The organism is Hymenobacter sp. GOD-10R (assembly GCF_035609205.1).
Classification (GTDB): Bacteria; Bacteroidota; Bacteroidia; order Cytophagales; family Hymenobacteraceae; genus Hymenobacter.
The window spans coordinates 3,260,990-3,280,817 of sequence record NZ_CP141184.1; the positions used below are offsets into that span (position 1 = coordinate 3,260,990).

Annotated in this window: 18 protein-coding genes; 8 read left to right on the forward strand and 10 right to left on the reverse strand. The window is 58.5% G+C overall.

What is annotated here, in order from left to right:
• Positions 1–188: 188 nt before the first annotated feature.
• The 4 genes from SD425_RS13030 (at position 189) to SD425_RS13045 (ending at position 5,260) form a co-directional block, all read left to right on the forward strand.
• Positions 189–1,922: a M28 family metallopeptidase gene (locus SD425_RS13030; protein WP_324679253.1), complete on the forward strand. Its 1,734-nt coding sequence runs from the start codon at positions 189–191 to the stop codon at positions 1,920–1,922.
• A 13-nt stretch (positions 1,923–1,935) separates the two neighbouring features.
• Complete coding sequence (locus tag SD425_RS13035; RefSeq protein ID WP_324679255.1) at positions 1,936–2,601, forward strand: HEAT repeat domain-containing protein; 666 nt, start codon at positions 1,936–1,938, stop codon at positions 2,599–2,601.
• 76 nt (positions 2,602–2,677) lie between these two features.
• The gene (locus tag SD425_RS13040) at positions 2,678–3,706 is read left to right on the forward strand and encodes a S41 family peptidase (protein ID WP_324679257.1); all 1,029 of its coding nucleotides are present in this window, start codon (positions 2,678–2,680) and stop codon (positions 3,704–3,706) included.
• Between the two features lie 261 nt (positions 3,707–3,967).
• The gene (locus tag SD425_RS13045) at positions 3,968–5,260 is read left to right on the forward strand and encodes a hypothetical protein (RefSeq protein WP_324679258.1); all 1,293 of its coding nucleotides are present in this window, start codon (positions 3,968–3,970) and stop codon (positions 5,258–5,260) included.
• Between the two features lie 123 nt (positions 5,261–5,383).
• On the opposite strand, the gene SD425_RS13050 is transcribed toward SD425_RS13045, so the two are convergent.
• The 6 genes from SD425_RS13050 to SD425_RS13075 form a co-directional block, all read right to left on the reverse strand.
• Positions 5,384–6,430, reverse strand: a complete 1,047-nt coding sequence (locus SD425_RS13050) for a hemin-degrading factor (protein WP_324679260.1) — start codon at positions 6,428–6,430, stop codon at positions 5,384–5,386.
• 58 nt (positions 6,431–6,488) lie between these two features.
• Positions 6,489–7,265 carry a heme ABC transporter ATP-binding protein gene (locus tag SD425_RS13055; protein ID WP_324679262.1) on the reverse strand — a complete coding sequence of 259 codons (777 nt, stop codon included), beginning with the start codon at positions 7,263–7,265 and terminating at the stop codon, positions 6,489–6,491.
• A gap of 117 nt (positions 7,266–7,382) precedes the next feature.
• Positions 7,383–8,489, reverse strand: coding sequence for an iron ABC transporter permease (locus tag SD425_RS13060; protein WP_324679264.1), 1,107 nt, complete (start codon positions 8,487–8,489; stop codon positions 7,383–7,385).
• A 108-nt stretch (positions 8,490–8,597) separates the two neighbouring features.
• Positions 8,598–9,434: a heme/hemin ABC transporter substrate-binding protein gene (locus SD425_RS13065; protein ID WP_324679267.1), complete on the reverse strand. Its 837-nt coding sequence runs from the start codon at positions 9,432–9,434 to the stop codon at positions 8,598–8,600.
• A 111-nt stretch (positions 9,435–9,545) separates the two neighbouring features.
• Positions 9,546–10,181, reverse strand: a complete 636-nt coding sequence (locus SD425_RS13070; RefSeq protein WP_324679269.1) for an HmuY family protein — start codon at positions 10,179–10,181, stop codon at positions 9,546–9,548.
• Between the two features lie 132 nt (positions 10,182–10,313).
• A complete protein-coding gene (locus tag SD425_RS13075; RefSeq protein ID WP_324679271.1) occupies positions 10,314–12,458 on the reverse strand; it encodes a TonB-dependent receptor in 2,145 nt (714 codons plus the stop codon).
• Positions 12,459–12,731: 273 nt separating this feature from the next.
• Between SD425_RS13075 and SD425_RS13080 the strand changes: the two genes are divergently transcribed.
• Positions 12,732–13,256, forward strand: a complete 525-nt coding sequence (locus SD425_RS13080; RefSeq protein ID WP_324679273.1) for a hypothetical protein — start codon at positions 12,732–12,734, stop codon at positions 13,254–13,256.
• 123 nt (positions 13,257–13,379) lie between these two features.
• On the opposite strand, the gene SD425_RS13085 is transcribed toward SD425_RS13080, so the two are convergent.
• Together SD425_RS13085 and SD425_RS13090 are read right to left on the reverse strand one after the other, a co-directional pair.
• Positions 13,380–14,285 (reverse strand): NAD(P)/FAD-dependent oxidoreductase, encoded by a 906-nt coding sequence (locus SD425_RS13085; protein ID WP_324679276.1) that lies wholly within the window; start codon positions 14,283–14,285, stop codon positions 13,380–13,382.
• Positions 14,286–14,356: 71 nt separating this feature from the next.
• The gene (locus tag SD425_RS13090; RefSeq protein WP_324679279.1) at positions 14,357–14,914 is read right to left on the reverse strand and encodes a helix-turn-helix domain-containing protein; all 558 of its coding nucleotides are present in this window, start codon (positions 14,912–14,914) and stop codon (positions 14,357–14,359) included.
• Positions 14,915–15,055: 141 nt separating this feature from the next.
• On the opposite strand from SD425_RS13090, the gene SD425_RS13095 reads away from it, so the two are divergent.
• Positions 15,056–15,553: a hypothetical protein gene (locus tag SD425_RS13095; protein ID WP_324679281.1), complete on the forward strand. Its 498-nt coding sequence runs from the start codon at positions 15,056–15,058 to the stop codon at positions 15,551–15,553.
• Between the two features lie 18 nt (positions 15,554–15,571).
• Here the strand turns inward: SD425_RS13095 and SD425_RS30015 are convergent, their stop codons facing one another.
• Complete coding sequence (locus SD425_RS30015) at positions 15,572–15,679, reverse strand: hypothetical protein (protein ID WP_416381032.1); 108 nt, start codon at positions 15,677–15,679, stop codon at positions 15,572–15,574.
• A 236-nt stretch (positions 15,680–15,915) separates the two neighbouring features.
• Between SD425_RS30015 and SD425_RS13100 the strand changes: the two genes are divergently transcribed.
• Positions 15,916–16,599 (forward strand): GNAT family N-acetyltransferase, encoded by a 684-nt coding sequence (locus tag SD425_RS13100; RefSeq protein ID WP_324679283.1) that lies wholly within the window; start codon positions 15,916–15,918, stop codon positions 16,597–16,599.
• A gap of 18 nt (positions 16,600–16,617) precedes the next feature.
• On the opposite strand, the gene SD425_RS13105 is transcribed toward SD425_RS13100, so the two are convergent.
• Positions 16,618–19,242 (reverse strand): polynucleotide kinase-phosphatase, encoded by a 2,625-nt coding sequence (locus SD425_RS13105; protein ID WP_324679285.1) that lies wholly within the window; start codon positions 19,240–19,242, stop codon positions 16,618–16,620.
• A 28-nt stretch (positions 19,243–19,270) separates the two neighbouring features.
• On the opposite strand from SD425_RS13105, the gene SD425_RS13110 reads away from it, so the two are divergent.
• Positions 19,271–19,693, forward strand: a complete 423-nt coding sequence (locus tag SD425_RS13110; RefSeq protein WP_324679287.1) for a hypothetical protein — start codon at positions 19,271–19,273, stop codon at positions 19,691–19,693.
• Positions 19,694–19,828: the final 135 nt, after the last annotated feature.

Here is a 19,828-nt window from a genome sequence, read left to right on the forward strand (position 1 = left end):
CCGATTGCTGGCTATGTAACTGTTTAGTGGAATGCTAGTTGTCTTGTAAAAATTAGGTAAGGAACATATCGATAGTACCCGGCCCCAACAGTAAAACTGTGTAGAGCCGGTAAAAACGCTGTAGTATTGGAGCACAACTTCTTCTCCATCTGTTGGCCCGAAACGGGATACGAAACGGCGATTTCCTTATGATTTTTTCTACGCGCTTGTCGCTCGTCCTGGGGCGAGTGGTTCCGGTTGGGCTGCTTGGCCTAGCGTTGGTCGGCTGCCAAAGCCAGTCTTCCTCCAAAACGACTTCCACGCCAGCTACTACGGGCGAAGCCACTGCCACCGCACCGACCGAAGCTGCTGCCTCTGGCATCACTACTGCTACCATCAGCAACTACTTGCAGGCCGTTTCCTCCGACGAAATGCAAGGCCGTAAGCCATTTACGGTAGGAGAGGAGCGTGCCACCCAATACTTAGCCGACCAGTTCAAAAACCTAGGTCTGAAGCCCGGCCCTGACGGCAGCTACTTCCAGCCGGTGCCCATGGTGGAAATCACGGCCACGCCTTCGGCTACCATGCAAATCAAGGGCAACGGCCAAAATCTAGCTTTCCAATACAAAACCGACTTTGTGGCCTTCACCCAGCGTGAGCAGCCGCAGGTGGCCGTCACGAATTCGCCGTTGGTATTTGCCGGCTACGGCGTAGTAGCCCCCGAGTACAAGTGGGATGACTACGCTGGCCTCGACGTGAAGGGCAAAACCGTGGTGGTGCTGGTGAATGACCCTGGCAACGCCGCTAACGATACCACCTTCTTCAAAGGCAAGGCCATGACCTACTACGGCCGCTGGACCTACAAATACGAGGAGGCCGCCCGCCACGGCGCGGCCGGTTTGCTCATCGTGCACGACACAAAGCCCGCCGCTTACCCCTGGTCGGTGGTGCTCAGCGGGGCTATTAGCCCGAAGCTGCGCGCTCAGCTGCCCGACAAAGGCGCCAGCAAGTGCGCGCTGGAAGGCTGGCTGACGCTCGACGCGGCCAAGAAGCTGTTCCAAGCCGCTGGTCAGAACTACGAGCAGCTCTACGCGGCGGCCAACAAGCCCGGCTTCAAAGCTAGGCCGCTCGGCGACCTGAAGCTGACGGCAAGCATCCAGAACAAGCTCCGCCGCCAAACCTCGAAAAACGTGCTAGCCGTGCTGCCCGGCACCACACGCGCCAACGAATACATCATCTACTCGGCCCACTGGGACCATTTTGGGGTGGGCAAAACCATTGCTGGCGATTCCATCTACAACGGCGCCGTAGACGATGGCACCGGCCTGGCCGCCCTGCTCAGCATCGCCGAAGCCTTCCAGAAAGCCAAGGAGAAACCCGCCCGTAGCATCATATTCCTGGCCGTGACGGGCGAGGAGCAAGGCTTGCTCGGCTCGGCTTACTACGCTCAGCATCCGCCATTTCCGCTGAATAAAACCGTGGCCGACCTGAACATGGACATGCTCTGGCCTTATGGCGAGATGAAAGACCTCACGGTTATCGGCTACGGCCAATCGGAGCTGGAAGAATACGCCCGTGCTGCGGCCAAGGAGCAAGACCGCTACGTGCTGCCCGACCAAACGCCAGAAACTGGCATGTTCTACCGCTCCGACCACTTCAGCTTCGCTCACGTGGGCGTGCCCTCGCTCTACGCCAGCGGCGGCTACGAAAGCCGCACCCGCGGCAAAGAATACATTGCCCAGCAGCGCCAGCAGTTCACCAGCGAGCATTACCACAAGCCCTCCGACCAGATAGACCTCAACTGGGACCTAGCCGGCATCGCCCAGGATGCGCAGCTGTACTACCGCGTGGGGCAGCGGCTGGCGGGCGAAACCACGTTCCCGCAGTGGAAAGCGGGTTCGGAGTTTAAGGAAGCGCGGGACAAGAGTATGGCGGGGCGGTAACCCTAGGTAGTACATGACAACAGAGGAAGTAGTACAGCAATTAACAGCACCTGACATTGAAGAGCAGCTTAACATTCTGAGAGACATGCCGCATTTGAGCGCTGTGCCTGAGGTGTATCGTATCCTCGTCGCTAATCTTGCTAGTGCTGATAGCAGAGTAGTTTTTCTTAGTCTGGATTTGCTCATTAAACGGTACCGCTCGCAACTACAGGAAGCCGCTGACACCTTTATCCCGCAGTTTATTCACCTTCTATCTACCAACGACGGTCCCGTTGTCGACCGATGTATTTGGGCGTTGAGCGTCACGGGAGAGAAAGCATTGCATGCGCTAATTACCTGCATTATTACGGCTACAGACGAACGCCGTAAAGAAGCGTGCATATGGGCCCTAGGCCGGAATGCGCACCTTCGACTTCAGCCCAAAGTAGTAGTGGACACATTACGCACGCAGCTACAAGAGGCAAATCCGCGGATTCGATATGCTGCCGTGAATGCACTCATGGATATGAGTCCGCTACGTCCTTTTGAGCGACTAACAAGTACTGAGTACGACTTTGAACCACTATATGGCGAGCTACAAGTAGTTGCACAGACCTTGGCTGAAACGCAGCCTGACTATTCGGAGTGGATGGAGCAGTACCTAGAACTACTTCGTGACCGTAAAACTTACGACGGGTAAGAGTATGCTGCTTCGCGTCCCAGAGGATTCCGCCATCCCAAAACAACCCTCCGCCGAGAATCAGCATCTGTGCGGCATGAAGAAACTTGTATTACTCGTGCTCTTTCTCGTTGCTTCGCACGCGGCCCGTTGCCAAGCTGTTACTACTTCGCTACCCGATTCCGTTAAGACGTTTCTCGATAAAAGTCTGACGCTACTGGAGACGTATTCGCTGGAACGCGCCTCTGTCGACTGGCCCCAGCTGCGCCAGACGGTGTACCAAAAAGCCCAGGGTGCCCAGTCGGTGCACGATTTGCTGCCGATCTATCCGTATGTGTTTGAGCAGTTGAAAGACGACCACGGCTGGCTTACCTATCAGGGTAAAACGTATAAATGGCGTAACCCGGCGCGCCCTGTCTATCCCAATGCCGTCGTGAAGGCAGCGCTGGCAAAGAGGCCCGGCCTTCGGGTGAAGATGCTGCCGGGCAATATTGGTTACGTTCAACTGCCGGGCATCAACGGTAGCCTCCAGCAGATGCGCGACGCGGCCAAGGTGGTGCAAGACTCGCTCTGCCGCATTAATCCGGACAAAGCCACCGCCTGGATTATTGACCTGCGCCTGAATGACGGCGGCGCGATGGCACCCATGCTGGCCGGAATGGCGCCCTTGCTCGGCGACGGGCACCTAGGGGGCTTCGTTGACAAAGACGGTCAGCCCGACCAGCAATGGTATCTGCGCCAAGGCAATTTTTACCTGGACACGCTGCAAGTGACGACCCTGCAAAACCGCTGTCCTGTTCGGAAGACCAACAAACCCATTGCCGTGCTGCTCAGCGGCCTAACGGCTAGCTCCGGCGAAATCGTGGCTATTAGCTTAAAGGGGCGAGCTAGCACGCGCTTCTTCGGCGAGCCTACGTATGGCGCCACCACCGCCAACGAAAGCTACCGGATCAGCGGCACCACTTACCTCACCATTGCCGGCACGCAGGAAACCGACCGCAACCGGGTCGTGTACCGTTCCAACGTCGCCCCCGACGTGCTTGTCACCGGCGGCGACAACTTCAGTGACCTAGGTAAGGATGCCAAAATAGCCGCCGCTTTGAAGTGGTTGAAGAAAGTAAAGTGACAAGAGCAGTTAGGAATGTTGAGCAACCAGTTGGAGCTTCAGAAGCTAGCTTACTTCGACGAGGTGCCGTTGCTCCTTAAGGAGCAACGGCACCTCGTTATTTCTTCACCCAGGTGGTTATCTTGGCAAAACCAAACGTAGCCTGGGCGTAGTACGTGGCGCTAGGTTTCGCATAAGCTCGGCAAATCAAGGTTATCTAACGGACGGATGAGACTTTATCGAATTAGTGTATGTGCTTTAGTACTAAGCTGTACGGCGGTGATGCCTGCCGCTGCACAATCGCAGCCCATCACGGGGGAGCTAGGCCGGCTTTATGTAAGCGGGCAGCTAGATGCTGTAATTTCCCTGGGCGATAAGGACCTTCGTGCGCACGGCGAGCAGAACGGAACTAGCATGTTCGTAGGACGAGCGTACGCCGACAAACAACAGTTTCAGACGGCCATTCCTTATTTGACTAAGAGCCTTGCTTCTACGAGCAGCTCGGCCGATGTGAAGGCCTGGAGCGAGGCCTACCTAGGTACCTGCTATTACGCCTTGCAGGAGTACCCGAAAGCCAAGCAGGCCTTCGAACATGTGGTAGCCGCGGCGGCCACCAAAAACGTGACGGCTTATGCGACCAAACGGCTAGGCATGCTGCGCGCCCAGGAAATGGCGGCCAATTGGAAGCTGATCGAGACCGCCCACTTTCGCTTTCATTTGCAAGCGCCCGAAAACCTAGGGGTTGCGCCCGAAGCTTATGCAGCGGCGCATGAGCAAGCCTATGAAACGGAGAATCGCTTTTTCCAGGCGACGCTGCCGCGTAAGATAGAGTACTACGTGTGGGATGAGCGAGCCGCCGCGGTTCAGGTTTTAAGCCAGAACCTAGGCTTCACCGTGTCGGAGTTGCTTACCATCCATGCGTTGAAGAACCAGACCAAAGGTCACGAAACGGCCCACATGCTCGTAGCATACGGCCTGCGCCCTGGCCCGCAAAGTCGCCTCATCAACGAGGGTATTGCCGTGTGCTTCGACCAAAGCCATCGTAACCGCTTGCAGGAAGCCCGCCAAGCGATTCGCGGCACGGTCGATATCTGGAAGATGTGGGAGCAGCCTCAGACCTACTCCGATGAGCAGCTTTACCCCGTCGGCGGCGCGCTGCTGGAGTACCTGCTGGCCCACGCCCCCGAAGCCGATGTAAAGCAACTGCTACGGGAGCAAACCCCGCAGCTCGGGCGCAAGCTGTTTAGCAAGCAAATTGCCGAATTTGAAAAGGAGCTAGCGAAGCCCGACCCGACGCTGGCTGCTAAGGCGGCCTCCTTGCCCAATACCACGCCGGCTGCCCCTGTAAAGCTCACCGCGGCAGCTGTTAATGCGGCAGTGGAGCGCAACAACACGGCTGATAAGTTCTACAAGGTCCTAATCTTGGTGAACGGCGTGCCCGTGACCGGAACGCAGTTACAGCAGATCAACCCGCAGAAAATTCGCGACGTGAAAGTGCTGAAGACCAAAGAAGAACTGCAAGCCTACACGGAAGTAGAGCTGAACGGCATTGTGCTGGTGCAGGTAGAAAGCTAGGTGCTGTGCATAAGGCTTTGGTAGAAAGAGTATTCAGGCCTCTATAAACGTAACTGCCTGCCCGGCGCTACGAAATGAAGCGCCAGGCAGGCAGCAGATAAGAAGCACAGGGTCTTCGTAAGGCTACAGCTGGCTGACCAGTTCCCGCCAAGCTTCCTGCTCGGGGATGCCAGGCTTGCGCTTGCCGAAGAACAGCAACAAGTTGCGCCCTTGTGCGTCGTACAGTTCCAGGGAGTGCACAAGCCCTTCGGTGGTCGGTTTTTTCACGAGCCACGTTTCGGCTATGTCTTCCAGCTTCAGGTGCAGGTTGAAATCGGGGTCGAGCACGTTGAACCACGGGCCAGTTGCTACTAAGCGTTTCACCAGACCCGTGTGGATCTGGATGCAGCCGCGGCTGGCCACGAACAGCATGATATTCAGGCCCGCCGCTACGGCGTTTTCCAGGCCGCGCACGATGGCGTCGTTGTCGAGGCGCTGCACCAGTTCGGGCGGACCTAGGCGCAGGGCTTGGGTGCGGCTCACCCCAAATTGGCGCAGCAAGCCGAAGAAGTCGTGGGTGTCCTGCAAAGCGCGCCAGCCTTCGCGGAAGCCGGCCACGTCGATATCCGCGTCCGGGACTTCGAGGGCGGAAGTGGGAGCGGGCTGCGTAGCTAGGTCGCTGGACTGCTCGGTGGCGCGGTAGCGGCTCACTAGCTCATCGTAAGCCGCGGTGTTGCTGTCTTCAGTGAGGTAGATTTTGTGCACGGCCTCGCCGTCGTCGGCGAAAAACTGCAAGCTGCGGCGGCCATTTTCGTCCACGGCAAAGCCGAAGTGCCAGTGGCTCATGAACAAGCGCAGGTCGATGTCGTCGCCCAGCACCAAGCCCATGGCGCCTTTGATGGACACTTTCTGGTAAGAACCCTTGCGCTCGTGTACCACGCTGTCGTTGCGCGTGAGGGCCATCACCCGACCTAGGTTCGGAACTTCGGCGAGCAGGGCGGCAAAGTCATCGGTGAGGCGCACCACGGCAGCGTCGGGCTGGCCGGTGCACTGGGTGGCGAGCAGCTCGGCCTCGCTGCTGCCGAGCTGGCGAGCAGCGTCGCGGATGCGGATTTTGGGGTTGTCGAGCTTGAACTGGGTCCAGCGTTCGGCGAGCGAGGTGGCGGTGGAAGGCAGATCGGTGATGGCCATAAGCAAAGAAAGAATGAGAAAGCGAGAGAAGGTACGAAGCCCGCGGTTAGAAAGTCGGTTAGCGGGGCACGGGTACGATGAGCGGAAAGCCCAGGCTAGGGTGGGCAAGCAGCTCCACCGAGATGTCGAAAGCGTGCTGGATGTGGTCGGGCGTGAGCACCTGAGCGGGCGGACCATACGCCACCGTTTGGCCCTGGCGTAGCAGCAGGACTTGGTCGGCGTACTGGGCGGCTAGGTTGAGGTCGTGGAGCACGGCGATGACCCCGAAGCCGCGCTTTACCAGGGCTTTAGCCACAGCTAGCGTGTGGTGCTGGTGGTTGAGGTCGAGGCCCGTCAGGGGTTCGTCGAGCAAGAGAAAACCACCTTCGGCCTCCCACACTTGGGCCAGCACGCGGGCTAGCTGGGCTCGCTGCTGTTCGCCGCCCGAAAGCGTGGGGTAGCTGCGTTCGGCTAGGTCGCTCAGCCCTACGGTAGCCAGAGCCTGCTGCACCACAGCGTGGTCGTGGGCGCTCGGCTGCCCGCGGAAATATGGGTAACGCCCCATGAGCACCAGCTCGCGCACCTTAAAAGCCAGCGCTAAGCTGTGCTGTTGGGTAAGCACGGCGCGGTGGCGAGCAAGCTCGGCGGCGGGAATATCGGTCAGCGGCTGGTTGTCAAACCACAGCTCCCCCCAGCTCGGGGTAAGGTCGCCGCTGAGCAGGCGCAACAGCGTGGATTTGCCGGCGCCGTTGGCACCCACCACGGCCAGCAGCTCACCCGGCCAGGCGGCAAACGACACATCCTGCAGCAATAATTTGCGGCCGACTTGGTAACTCAGGTGTTGGACGTTGAACATGGATTTGAGAAGAAAGTGCTGCGTATTTAGTAAGGAGAGGAAGTCGGCTAGTTGATTGATAGCTAGGTCTGTCAGTGGCGTACGCGCGAGGTATAATGCATGCCTTCGGATACTTGCCTACGCCAGCCGGAGCCGCTTCTCCCGCAGCAAAATCCAGAGAAATACTGGGGTGCCAAGCAAGGCGGTGAGAATGCCGATCGGCAGCTCAGCTGGCGCGACGACGGTGCGCGCTAAAGTGTCAGCTAAGGTCAGGACCAAGGCGCCACCCAGCGCGGCGCCGGGCAGCACCACGCGGTGGTCGGGGCCGGCCGCCAAGCGGACCAGGTGCGGCACTACCAAGCCCAGAAACCCAATGCTGCCCGCCACGGCCACCGACGTACCCACAGCCAATGTCGCCAGCACGATGAGCTGGCGCTTCAGGCGCGTAACCGGCAGACCTAGGTGCGCGGCTTGATCCTCCCCCAACGCCAACAAGTTCAGCTGCTTCCCTAGGCGCGGCAACAGCAACAGGGGCAAAGCGAGCAGCGGCAACACACCGATCACCGTAGGCCAGCTAGCACCTCCTAAGCTACCTAGGCCCCAAAACGTGATGCTGCGCAGCTGCTCATCAGTGGCGGCGTAGGTGAGCAGGCCCGTTAGAGCGCCAGCGAGGGCATTAACGGCAATACCGGCGAGCAGCATGGTGGCAACCACGGCCCGGCCTGCTTCTTTCGAGAGTTGATAGACGAGCAGCGTCGTGCCGCAAGCCCCGGCGAAGGCGGCCACGGCGAGCGTGTAAAAACCTAGCCATTCGCGCAAAGCCGACAAAAGCGTGACCTCCAGCACAATCGTCGTAACGGCGGCCAGCGAGGCCCCCGCCGACACGCCAATCAACCCCGGATCGGCCAGCGGATTACGAAACAAGCCCTGCATGGCCGCGCCCGCTAGCCCCAACGCCGCCCCGATGAGGACGCCCAGGCACACCCGTGGCAAGCGAATAGCCCACAACACCGCTTCTTGCTGCGACTCGAAAGCTAGCCCGCTACTCAGGCCTAGCTTGTGGAGCAAAATGCCCACCACCGCCGGTACCGGAATGTGCACGGCGCCCGCGCCCGCGCTTACCAACACGGCTACTACCAATAGCCCAACCAGAAGGGGCAGCAACAAGCGTCGGCGCAGCTCCACCGGCGGCGTGGCGGGTGGGGCAGTGGTCGTGGGAGAAGGAAGCTCGGCGACAGCAGGCATGGAAAGGAAGAAGAAAGTGGAGCGATGTAGCGCGGACTTTGTGGTCCGCGCCTGGGGAAACGGGGGTGCAGAGTGGCAAGCGCAGACTACAAAGTCCGCGTTACTACCTTACTGGCTCAGCTGGCGAGCTAGCTCGGACGTGGCAAGACCTAGGCGGGGACCAAAGCCGGAGAGTAGCTGCCCGTCCATTTCCACCACGCGGCCGGTGCGGCCGGCGGTTGTTTGGGCAATGCCGGGCACTTTCAGCAGGCCCGCCTTGCCACCTAAGCTTTCTAGACCGCTATCGAAGAGCAACAGCACGTCGGGGTTGGCGGCCACTAAGGCCTCGGCAGTCAGGGGCTTGAAGTCGGTGAAACCCGTGGCGGCATTCTGCCCCCCGGCGAGGCCGATGACTTTTTCCAGCGGCGTGCCCTGGCCCGCCACCATCATGGTGCCGGTACCGCGGGCGTAGATGAAGAGGACCTTAGGCGATTTCGCGGGTTTGTGGGCCTTGGCTAGATCGGCGTCAAGCTGCTTAAGCAAAGCGGGCGCCTTGGCCGACGCCTGAAATGCCGCGGCCACCTGCTGAATCAGCTTCTTGGTGCCCGCTACCGAGTATTCCTGCGGAAACAGCTGCACCGTCACGCCCGCCGATTTCAGCTGGCTGGTCACCTCCGGCTTCAACGATTCGGTGGTGCCCACCACGATAGTCGGGGACAAGGCCAGCACACCTTCGGCCGAAATGTTACGGTTGTGGCCCACCTTGGGCAGCTTGGTAAGGGCGCCTGGGTAAGTACTGGTCACGTCGACGCCCACCACCTGGCTTTGCAAACCTAGCTGGCAGAGAATTTCGCTGATGGTACCGTTGAGCGACACGATGCGCGGCGCGGGTGCGGCCAGGCTGCGGAGCCCCACGAGGAGGAGCAACAGCAACAGGCTGGCTTTGGAGAGAAAAGAAGAACGCATTTTCATATTCGGAAAAGAGTAGTGGCCCATAGTGCCGGCAGCAGGCAACCCGAGGCATAAAAGCTAGGTGCGTCGGGGCGCCGCAGGTTACCCGCGCCGGACTTTTGACGGTTATTGCAGATTGCGGCTGCCGTCGGGTTGGTACAAGTAGCGGAAAGAGTAGTAGCCACTGGGCGTGCTGAGCGTGGGCGAAGCAGGCGCGTCTTTGTAGTAGCTGGTCACTTCCATCTTGGCGTATTTGCCAGTAGCCGTGCGAATTACTAGTACTTTACCGGCAATAGGCGTCACGAGGTGGGTGGTGGAGTTGTAGTTATACCAGCCCTGGCCTGAGCCCGTCGGAATGGCTTTCGTGGCCGCAGCATCAACGGCAAACGCGGTTTCGGGCACTGCCTTCAGCTCGTCGAAGAGGCCGGTGTACACTTGCGCGCCGCCTTGACCGGGGCCGCTTGCGCCCCCGTTAGTTAGGATGGTTGTGCTGCGAAAGGCCACGTCCCATTTGGTGCTAGCCGAGTCGGTGTAAGGCACTTCCTTGTTGTCGGCTAGGCTGTAGAAGGTGAAGTGCTTGGCCGTGCCGGGCTGGCCGGTGCTGGTAGTGGCGGCCGGCTGCGGGGCTAGGCTGCCCACCTTTTGGGTTTCCAGCGCGGGCGTTACGGTTTCTTCGTTATCGTTGTCGTCATTGCAAGCGGTGAGGCTCAAAGACGAAGCGGCCAAGAAGGCGAGGGCAGGGCGGAGAAACAGGTGTCTCATAGAAGGAGTGAAGAGAAAAGGAATGGACAGTTTGTTCGTTGCGCTGAGTAGCGCGGCCTCTGTAGTCCGCGCTTGATATGCCTTATCGCATTCGTTTCCAGGCGCGGACTACAAAGTCCGCGCTACAGCCTCTTAGCGCGTTTTGCCCAGGGCAAGGGTGAGGCTAGCGTAGGCGAGGCGGCCGGGCAGGGTGCTGATGTAAGTCGGGTTGGTGTAGCCGAGCACGTTATCGAGGCCGGCTTGCAGGGTGAGGCGCTGATGGAAGGTTTTGGCCGCGGCCATGTTCACGAGCCAGTAGCCGGGCACGTACTCGTTATCCGCATCCAAGATGGCGTTGCCGTTCGTGTCGCCGAAGCCGTAGCGGCCCCGGTAAATTCCCCGCAGGCTCGCCGACCAGCCGGCCTTCGGGTTTTCGTAGAACGCCTTGAGATTGAAGGAGTGGCGCGAGCGATTATAGAGGCCTCCGTAGTCTTGCGGCTGCACGCGCTTGGTTTGCTGCGTTTGCGGGTCTTTGCGAAATACTTCACCAGCTTCGATGTTGTTTATCACCGATTTATCCTTGGCAAACAGCAGCTGGTAGCCGCCGCTCAGCGTCAGTTCGGGGCGCAGCTGGTAGCGGGCGTCTACCTCCGCACCTTGCGTGAAAGCCCGCGTCACGTTGCGGTAGGAGTACACCGATTGGCCGTTGGTTTTCAGCGCCACCACGGCCGTTTCGATCAGGTTGCGCAGGTCGTTGCGGAAAGCGTTGGCGGTGAGTTGCAGCTTAGCGGTCGGGTCGAGTTGCACCCCTAGGTTGTAGGCCAGGGAGCTTTCGGCAGTGAGGCCGCTGGCTTGGGCAAGCACCGCGTCGTAGATCACCGGCTGCCTGGTCTCGGGGTCGGTTGCTAGTTGCCCTTGCGCGGCAAGTTGGGCTACTTTCGCCTGTACTTGGTTGGTGCCAAACACGCTGTAGCCGACTGTCGGATTGGAGAAGTTAAGGTACAGTTGCCGGAAGTCGGGTGCCCGGTAGCCGCGCCCCGCCGACCCCCGCACCGCTAGCCGCGACCGCAGCTGGTAGCGCGCCGAAAGCTTCGGGCTCAGCTGCCCCACGTACTGGCTGTGCCCATCATAGCGCACGCCCGTCACCACATTCAGGCGCGGCGTGGGCGACCAGTCGTGTTGGGCAAACACGTAGTGGGCGCGTAGCTGCTGCTGTTGGTCGTAGCGGGTGGCTTCTACAGCTTCGAGCACGTAGCCGGCACCACTGGTGAGCACCTGCGTAGGCCGAAGCTGCCAATCAACTTGCACCTCGGGCCGGGTAAAGGTTTGGTTGAAATACGTGGCGTCGTAGGGGCTGCCGTCGGCGCGGTAGGTGTATTCTTCGCGGGTGCGGTAGCCGCTGTGATAGAAGCGGGCCGTGGCGAAGAGCTTGTCAGAAAAGCGATGGGTGAGCACCGGATTCAAGTTGTAGTCGTGCTGGCGAGAGGCGTAGCGCACCACGGCCATTTCGCCAGTTTCGGCTGTCACGCGTAGGTCGCTTTTCTGGCTTTCTGTGTAGTAGCGGCCGCTCAGGCTCAAGGTGGTACGCGTGCCCAGCTGGTAGCTCAAGCGGCCCTGGGCGGTGTAGCTGGCGAAGGGTGGCACCGTCGGGCTTTCTGCATGATCTAGGGTATAACCCGCCGAACTGTAGCGATTTACAAACAGCGTGAGACCTAGCTTTTTGCCCTTGGCGTTGAAGGTGCCCCCTAGGTCGGCGGTGCGGTTGGTGCCGTAGCGCAGGCGGATGTCGCCGCTCGTGCCCGGTTGCGGCTTCTGGGTGATAATGTTCACCACGCCCGCCAGCGCCTCCGAACCCCACAAAGCCGACGCCGGACCTTTCACCACTTCCACCCGCTGAATGTTGCCGACCGCCACGCGGGAGAGTTCGAGCGTGCCGGCCGTGCGCCCAATCAGCGGCTCGCCGTCCACCAAAATCAGGGTGTACTCGGGATTAAGCCCTTGCAACTGGACGCCCTGGCCGTGGTCGTTGACGGTGGTGAGGCCGGTTTGTTCGCGCAGCACGTCGCCCAAGCGCAGGGCACCCATCGCCTTAATCTGTGGCTGGCCCACAACCAACACCGGAATCGGCACGTCGGTGATGCTGCGCTCGGTGCGAGTGGCCGTGACCACCACCTCGCCTAGCTGCCGGGGCTGCAACCGCAACGTGCTATCCTGCAAAGCAGCTGGCGCTTGGGCCAGTGCCTGCGTCAGCACGAAAGTCGAGCAGCTAAGCAGTAAGCAAAACGGAGTGCGGCGCATACAGGTGAGCGTAGTTTTAGCGTGGAGCGAAAGCAACGGCGGGGGTAAAGCCTCTTCGTCGCGTTGCACTCGTTTAGGTATTTGTTTAGATAAATTCTAAACAGTGCTCAAATGTATAGCTCGTACCCTAGGCTCCAAACTTTATTTAGAATAATTTTAAATAAAGTTTCTTTTGCTTGCCGTCGGCGTTTACCTTCGCCTCACTGATTTTGCTCCACCACCTGTTCACGGTTTGCGAATCGCGAATTCCGAACTCCTAGCCCCGTTTTTGCCATGCGCAAACACAACGGTATGCGGCCTCAGGATGTGGTAGTTCTGCTGAAAATTTCAACATTAGCTACGACTCCCTGGCAGGGTAAAGACCTCGCTGCCGCCTTACTGATTAGCCCCGCCGAAATTTCCGACGCCCTGCGTCGCTGCCAGTACGCGCGCCTGCTCCAGCCCGACGGGCGCACGCTGCATCAGCGAGAGTTGCTCAAGTTTCTGTTCTACGGCTTGCCGTTCGTATTTCCTGCCCACCCCGGCAGCATCGTGCAGGGTACGCCCACCGCGCACAGCGCCATGCCCGCAGTGCAAGCCGAGGAATCTCTATTGCCCTACGTGTGGCCAAACCCGGAGGGAAAGGACATTATACAGGGGTTGGCGGTGGAGCCGCTTTATCCTAGCCTCCCGCAGGTAGCCGCCCACGATGCTGCTTGCTACCAGCTGTTTGCCTTAGTAGATGTGCTGCGGCTGGGAAATCAGCCACAACGGCAAACCGCTCGGCTCCTGCTCCGAGAGCGGCTGCTAATCGTGTAGCGCGGACTTAGTAGTTCGCGTATAATAATGCCGCGTAGGTAGGGTATAAAAGCCAGCGCAGCCTTGGCAACTTACCCTACGGGGTAGGTTGCCAAGGCTGCGCTACGCGGCTGATAGGCTAGGTTAGCCGGTAGCTAGCAGCTCATGGTTGATGAGCGCACCGGCGGTGGTGCCGCCTGCCACGGCAATACTGACAGTCCGCATCATCGTGGTGGCGTCGCCTGCGGCGTAAATGCCTGGTACGGTGGTTTTCTGCATGCTGTCGACCACAATACGTCCTACTTCGTTGTGGTCACAACCCAGCAGGCGCGGTAAATGGCAGTGCTGCTCAAACTCTGGGCGGGCGTAAAAAGCGGTGAGCGGCACTTGGCGGCCATCCGCTAGCCCGATGTGCGTAAGGTAGCCGTTATGGTGAATAATTTCCTGCACGGGCGTTTCCTCCACGGCGATCTGGCGGGCAGCCAGCTGGGCGCGTTGCTCGGGCAAAAAGCTAGCTTCGCCGTTGGTGAAGATGGTCAGCTGATCGGTCCAGTTGCGGATGAGTTGGCTCCATTCCATAGCAACGGGGCCATTGGTTAGCATACCCGTCGGTTGACCGCGGTACTCGTAGCCGTGGCAATAGGGGCAGTGAATCACCGAAATTCCCCAACTTTCCACAAAGCCCGGAATGGCGGGCATCAGGTCGCGCACGCCGGTGGCAAATAGCAGCTTGCGCGCCTGGACTTGCGCGCCCGTATCCGTGGTAACGGTGAAGTGATTATCCTCGCCCGTCACGTCTACGGCGGCTTCATTGCGAAACTGTACCGTGGGGTAAGCTAGGACCTGCGCCTTGGCCTGCGCCGCAATGGCGGCCGGCGTGCTGCCGTCCTGAGTTAGGAAGTTGTGCGAGTGCGGCGTTTGGTAGTTGCACGGCTTACCAGTATCCAGCACCAGCACCTGCTGAATGGCGCGGCCTAGCGCCATTGCTGCCGACAATCCCGCGTAGCTTCCCCCGACGATAACCACATCAAACTGTTCTTGATTTTTCATAGTGAGGAATTTGTGTGTCGCAAACGTAAGTCAAATGTCTCAAAAATGAGACATGCAAAAACAAAAAAATATCAAAGGCCAATTCCCTTACTAAATGAGAACCAAGCAAACTGCTTAAGGCTGTTCTTCGCCACGGCTCCAAAGGAATCCGCATTGATGGTAGCCGCCACCACGCCGCTAAACAGCATCATCACCCACTCCGCCGTGATGTGTGGACTAATGGCGCCTTGTTCCTGAAGCTTCGCAATAACCGCCCGGTAGCGGTTGTACATGGTGTCGTACTCGGCGCAGTCGGCGTTGTGCGTCGAATGGTGGTGCTCGGGTCGGGTATGCAGCTTGCTGAAAAATGAGTACTTCGCGCCGCACTCCACGCCGGCGTACAGCATCCGTTCGAGTTGCGTGAGCGGGTTGTCGGAGCTGTTCAAGGCCTCCGTCATGGCTAGGTTGCAGCTGCGCCGCATCTCCTGCTCGCAGCACGTTAGCAATTCGTCGCGTCCCTTAAAGTAGCGGTGCAGTGTCCGCCGAGTGACGGAGGCCTTTTCCGCTACTTTCTCCAGCGGCGCCGAGTAATCCTCGTTGAACACGAGAATAGCGGCTTCGACGATCTGTTGCTGGGTGTCTTGCATCATTGTGGACTACAAAGCTAGGTAAAAAGTCTCAGATGTGAGACGTGTTTGAATGCTAACACTTGGCTAAGCATCCACGCTACTTGCATTCCGACTGTCGTTCACTGGCATTAAATTGCGTTTTCTACCTAGCTATTATAATTCGTGCTTGCCCCTGACCCGACATTAGCAATAATGCTTAGCGCACTGTCTGCCTTTTGGAAGCAGCAGGCTATTACATGCCCACCGGTAGAATTGCCGTACGTGCAGGCAATAGCAGAGGCCAATAAAGTCATACTGCCACCGGACTTTGAACAATTATATCGTACTGTTAACGGTACGCCCGACCTCTACCCTAATTTTCTTGATGATAGGTACTGTTCTTTTCTCCCCGTGGAAGCACTTCGTACCGAAGAAAAAGAGGTATTAGTGATTGCCTGCAACACCGCAACTCTGAAAACAGAGCGAGTAACCGTGTTCGTTGACTATATGCACCGCAGTTGGGAGTACGGGTTCATTGTGAATGATAATGAGAATTATCAGATTGGTATTATACCAACTAATGACGTATTCAAAGTTATAACTACTTCGTTAGCAACTTTCTTGGAGTGGTACATAGCGGATGCAGATGTTCTCTATGACTATAGGTATCCTGATGCATGAGGAAGCTTTCAATAGGATCTACAACCTAGGGTCCACGGCCTTACTCTCTAATGTCAGCATACCAAACGCGCACTGATGCACCATCCGCAGTGGCTGGCCCACCACCAGGTGATCTAAATATTCCACACCCAGAACAAATTTCCGTGATTGGACACGCCTGCGTGCTTAGACTTGTCCTCAATGTTTGCAAGAAAGTTGAGGCGATACTGCTCGCCGGCTCGCGCTTGTTGCTATGAGGTTACCTTTGCCCAAACTACAACCCAACCGACCTTGTTGCTGGAACTCGCTGCAACAGGGCATTTCTGCTCATCAAGTGAGGCTAGAAATAGTATTCTCCGGGCTCCTTTTGCTTACGCCACCTTATGGAACACATCTTAGATAATCCTATCTGGAACGCGCTAACAACTGGCAACAAACACCTAGCTGTTGGCAACGAGCAGGCTCGCTACCTACCCAAAGATATCGGTGCCTTCGCGGGCCTGTCTGACTACTCGGAAAATGCCTTTGCCAGGCTACACGAAATATCCCCGTTCGGAGCGCCTGCGGTACTCTTCACGGCTGATACCGCCATTCCTGCCGGCTGGAAGCTGTTGATGCAAAAGGAGTTGTTGCAGATGGTGTATGAACAGCCGACGACTCCTGATCTGGGTCCTACGGAAGTAAAGGCCTTGCACGACCAAGACATACCGGCTATGATTGCCCTCACGGCCCTAACCAATCCTGGCCCTTTTCTGGCCCGCACCATCGCGTTTGGGGGCTACCACGGCATCTTCCAAGACGGGCAGCTAGTCGCCATGGCCGGGCAGCGGCTGCAACCAACGCCCTACACCGAAATAAGCGCGGTGTGCACCCACCCCGATTACCTCGGGAAAGGCTATGCTGGCCAGCTATTACGGCACCAGATAGGCATTATTCGCGCAGCAGGAAACACGCCATTTCTGCACGTATTTGCTGATAACACCAACGCCTGCGGTTTGTACGAAAAGCTAGGTTTTCAAACGCGCAAGCAGTTGCAGGTGTACGTGCTCGAAAAACAAGCGTACTAATGTGGCAAGGCAGAATGGCTACAACCTAGGGTCCACGGCCTCACTCTCCAGCGCTAGCACCCCGAACACGCACTGGTGCACTGCCCGCAGCGGCTGACCTGACACGAAGCGCTCTAAGCCTTCCACGCCCAGGGTGAATTCGCGCAAAGCTAGGTTGCGCTTGGCTTTCACGGACCGTTCGCGCAGGCGCTCTAGGTTGCCGGGCAGGAGGTAGTCGGGGCCGTAGATGATGCGCAGGTACTCGCGGCCGCGGCACTTGAGGGCAGGCTGCACCAGGCCCTTGCGACTAGCGGGAATGAAGTCGTAGGGCTTCACCACCATACCTTCGCCGCCGGCCGCCGTGAGATCAGTCCACCACTGGGTGGCGGCTTCCACGTCGGCTAGGTCATCTAGGCGTACCACCCGGTAGGGCGTGGCGCGGAGCAGGCCTTCGTCGGCGCGGCAGATGGCGCGCAGGGTTTCCATGTGCCAAGCGTGGTCTTTCCCAAAATACGTGTGTCCCTCGGTGGCAAGCAGGTGGAAAGGAGCTAGGCGCAAATCGGCGAGGCTCTCCACCGGCCAGCAGTAGCGGCGGTAAGCCTCGGCGTACTGCTCAGCGGCGGTTTGGCGAGCCGTGGTGCGAGCTAGCAATTCCTCAATCCCGTCGAGGCCGCGGGAGCTAGCTTGGCTAAGCACGGCCGCGGCTTCGGGCAGGGCAGCCGTGGCCGCTGCGGCGACAGCAGCGTATTGGTCCTTGATCAACTGCTGCGCCTTGGCCGACCACGGCAGCAACTCGGCATCGAGGCAGAGCCAGTCGGTGTGGAACTGGTCCCAAAAGCCGGATTTTGTCAAGGCTTCTTGCAGGCGAGCTAGGAAAGCGGCTTCCAGGGTCGAGTCGTTGAAGAAGTTGCGGCCCGTGCGGGTATAGCAGCGGCCGGGACCTTCCCCAATTACGCCGAAGCGTCGCCGGGCGGCTTCTTCGTCGCGGGCCAGCACTACGACTACGCGGCTGCCCATGTGCTTTTCCTCGCAAACGACGCGTTCCACACCCTGACGCCGGAAGTAGTCGAAGGCTTCGGCGGGGTGCTCCAACATATCGGGCAGGGCGCTGGTCTCCGAAGGCGACATCGTCGGCGGCAGGTACAGCAGCCACTTCGGATTCAGCGCAAACCGCGACATCACCTCCAAGGCCGCCACGGCATTCTCTTCCCGAATGGTCACCGACGGCAGCAAGCGCGTCTTAATAATCTGCTTGCCAGTCACGTCGCGGATATCGAGTACGTCGTCGTGCTGCTGTTGGGCCGTGAGTTGGCTAGTGCCTTCTTGACTTTGGGCATTGGCTTCGGCCAACTGGCGTAGGTAGTCCAACGGGCGCACCGGCTCGCAGTACACCTGGGCGGCGGGCACGCTTACTAGCTCGCGCTCGGGGTAGCGCAACGCCGTGAGGCGACCACCGAACACGCAACCCGTGTCGATATCAATGGTGTTATTGAGCCACTCGGGGGCGGGCACGGGCGTGTGGCCGTACACCACCATGGCGCGGCCGCGGTACTCGGCGGCCCAATTGTAGCGCACTGGCAGACCAAACTCGTCGATTTCGCCCGTGGTCTCGCCATACAAAGCAAAGGCGCGCACAGCTCCCGAGCCGCGGCCCTGCATTTCTTCGCGCATGCCAGCGTGGGCTACCACCAGCTTGCCGCCATCCAGCACGTAGTGGCTCACCAGGCCATCAATGAACTGCCGCACTTGGTTCTTGAACGTATCCGACTCGCCGGCAAGTTGGGCCAGCGTTTCGGCGAAGCCATGTTGCTCGTTCACATGCTTACCATAGAGGTGGCGGAGCAGCTTACTATCGTGGTTGCCGGGTACGCACAGGGCTAGGCCATCCTGCACCATGCGCATTACCAAGCGTAGCACGGCAGGCGAATCGGGGCCGCGGTCAACAAGGTCACCCAGGAATAAAGCCCGCCGACCAGCGGGAGCCGTTACGCGGACCCCTAGGTCACGGGCGTCTTGCGTGGGTTCGGTTTCGACGGTATAGCCGAGGTCGGTGAGCAGCTGCACTAGCTCTAGGTAGCAGCCGTGCACGTCGCCGATAATATCGAAGGGACCGGTATCCTGTTTGCGGTTGCTGTAGAGCGGGTCGCGCACGATAGTCTGCACTGCGTCAATTTCCTCGGTATTGTGCAGGTGATAGATGTGGCGAAAGCCTTCCTGTTTGAGGAATTTAAGGCTGCGGCGTAGCTGCTGACGCTGCTGCGGTACTACGTGCCGACCTAGGTGTTGCCGCTCCGCGCGGGCGCGGTTACGGTTTTCGGCCACGTAGTCGGGCACGTCGAGGATGATGGCGGCGGGCAGCACGTGGTACTCGCGGGCTAGCTGAATGAGGCTCTTGCGGGCTTCGGGCTGCACGTTGGTCGCATCGACGACGGTGAGCAGGCCGCGCTTCAAGCGCATGCCTACTAAGTAGTGCAGCAGCGCAAACGCATCGGGCGTGGCTGTTTGGTCGTTTTCGTCATCGGATACTAGGCCGCGACAGTGGTCCGACGACACGATTTCCGTTGGCTTAAATAAGCGGCGGGCAAACGTACTCTTCCCCGAGCCGGAAGTGCCGATGAGTAGGACTAAGGAGAGTTCGGGAAGCTTAATAGTGGTGAGCGACATTGGACTAGTAACGTGTAATTTCGCCTAGATGATAAGACTTTATTTGGATATCGACGGGGTGTTGCTGACGACCAAACATACACAGGCTGCGGTTGGCGTCGATGCATTTATTGATTTTGTTACGAGCAACTTTGATTGCTATTGGCTGACAACCCATTGCAAAGGAGATAGTGCCACTGCCTTACGCTATGTCGCGCGGTTTTTGGAGCCTACTATCGTTGAGAAACTTAGCAAAGCGGTTCAGCCAACCAATTGGGATGCGCTAAAGACCGACGCTGTTGATATGCGTTCCGATTTCTACTGGCTAGATGATTGCCCCTTACAGGTAGAAGTAGCACAGATGCGAGCCAATGGTGTCGATGCTAGACTGATCTTGGTTGATCTAAATCGCACTGATGAGCTTCTCAAAATTCAAATGCATTTGCAGGGAATACACCAACTAAATGATTGATAATCATATGTCACAACCGGGCCGATGGTGCGGTTCGTGTCACTGTGAGATGATTGCGCATTCTCCACGAAGCCACTATTAAACAATTAGGGTAAGATCTCTGGTTAGAACTTAGATAGAGTTTCTCAATTGCAG

Excerpts from the sequence above, each read along its gene's own strand:
- SD425_RS13030 (WP_324679253.1), top strand. The coding sequence starts at position 189 with ATGATTTTTTCTACGCGCTTGTCGCTCGTCCTGGGGCGAGTGGTTCCG.
- SD425_RS13035 (WP_324679255.1), top strand. The coding sequence starts at position 1,936 with ATGACAACAGAGGAAGTAGTACAGCAATTAACAGCACCTGACATTGAA.
- SD425_RS13040 (WP_324679257.1), top strand. The coding sequence starts at position 2,678 with ATGAAGAAACTTGTATTACTCGTGCTCTTTCTCGTTGCTTCGCACGCG.
- SD425_RS13045 (WP_324679258.1), top strand. The coding sequence starts at position 3,968 with ATGCCTGCCGCTGCACAATCGCAGCCCATCACGGGGGAGCTAGGCCGG.
- SD425_RS13050 (WP_324679260.1), bottom strand. The coding sequence starts at position 6,430 with ATGGCCATCACCGATCTGCCTTCCACCGCCACCTCGCTCGCCGAACGC.
- SD425_RS13055 (WP_324679262.1), bottom strand. The coding sequence starts at position 7,265 with ATGTTCAACGTCCAACACCTGAGTTACCAAGTCGGCCGCAAATTATTG.
- SD425_RS13060 (WP_324679264.1), bottom strand. The coding sequence starts at position 8,489 with ATGCCTGCTGTCGCCGAGCTTCCTTCTCCCACGACCACTGCCCCACCC.
- SD425_RS13065 (WP_324679267.1), bottom strand. The coding sequence starts at position 9,434 with ATGCGTTCTTCTTTTCTCTCCAAAGCCAGCCTGTTGCTGTTGCTCCTC.
- SD425_RS13070 (WP_324679269.1), bottom strand. The coding sequence starts at position 10,181 with ATGAGACACCTGTTTCTCCGCCCTGCCCTCGCCTTCTTGGCCGCTTCG.
- SD425_RS13075 (WP_324679271.1), bottom strand. The coding sequence starts at position 12,458 with ATGCGCCGCACTCCGTTTTGCTTACTGCTTAGCTGCTCGACTTTCGTG.
- SD425_RS13080 (WP_324679273.1), top strand. The coding sequence starts at position 12,732 with ATGCGCAAACACAACGGTATGCGGCCTCAGGATGTGGTAGTTCTGCTG.
- SD425_RS13085 (WP_324679276.1), bottom strand. The coding sequence starts at position 14,285 with ATGAAAAATCAAGAACAGTTTGATGTGGTTATCGTCGGGGGAAGCTAC.
- SD425_RS13090 (WP_324679279.1), bottom strand. The coding sequence starts at position 14,914 with ATGATGCAAGACACCCAGCAACAGATCGTCGAAGCCGCTATTCTCGTG.
- SD425_RS13100 (WP_324679283.1), top strand. The coding sequence starts at position 15,916 with ATGGAACACATCTTAGATAATCCTATCTGGAACGCGCTAACAACTGGC.
- SD425_RS13105 (WP_324679285.1), bottom strand. The coding sequence starts at position 19,242 with ATGTCGCTCACCACTATTAAGCTTCCCGAACTCTCCTTAGTCCTACTC.
- SD425_RS13110 (WP_324679287.1), top strand. The coding sequence starts at position 19,271 with ATGATAAGACTTTATTTGGATATCGACGGGGTGTTGCTGACGACCAAA.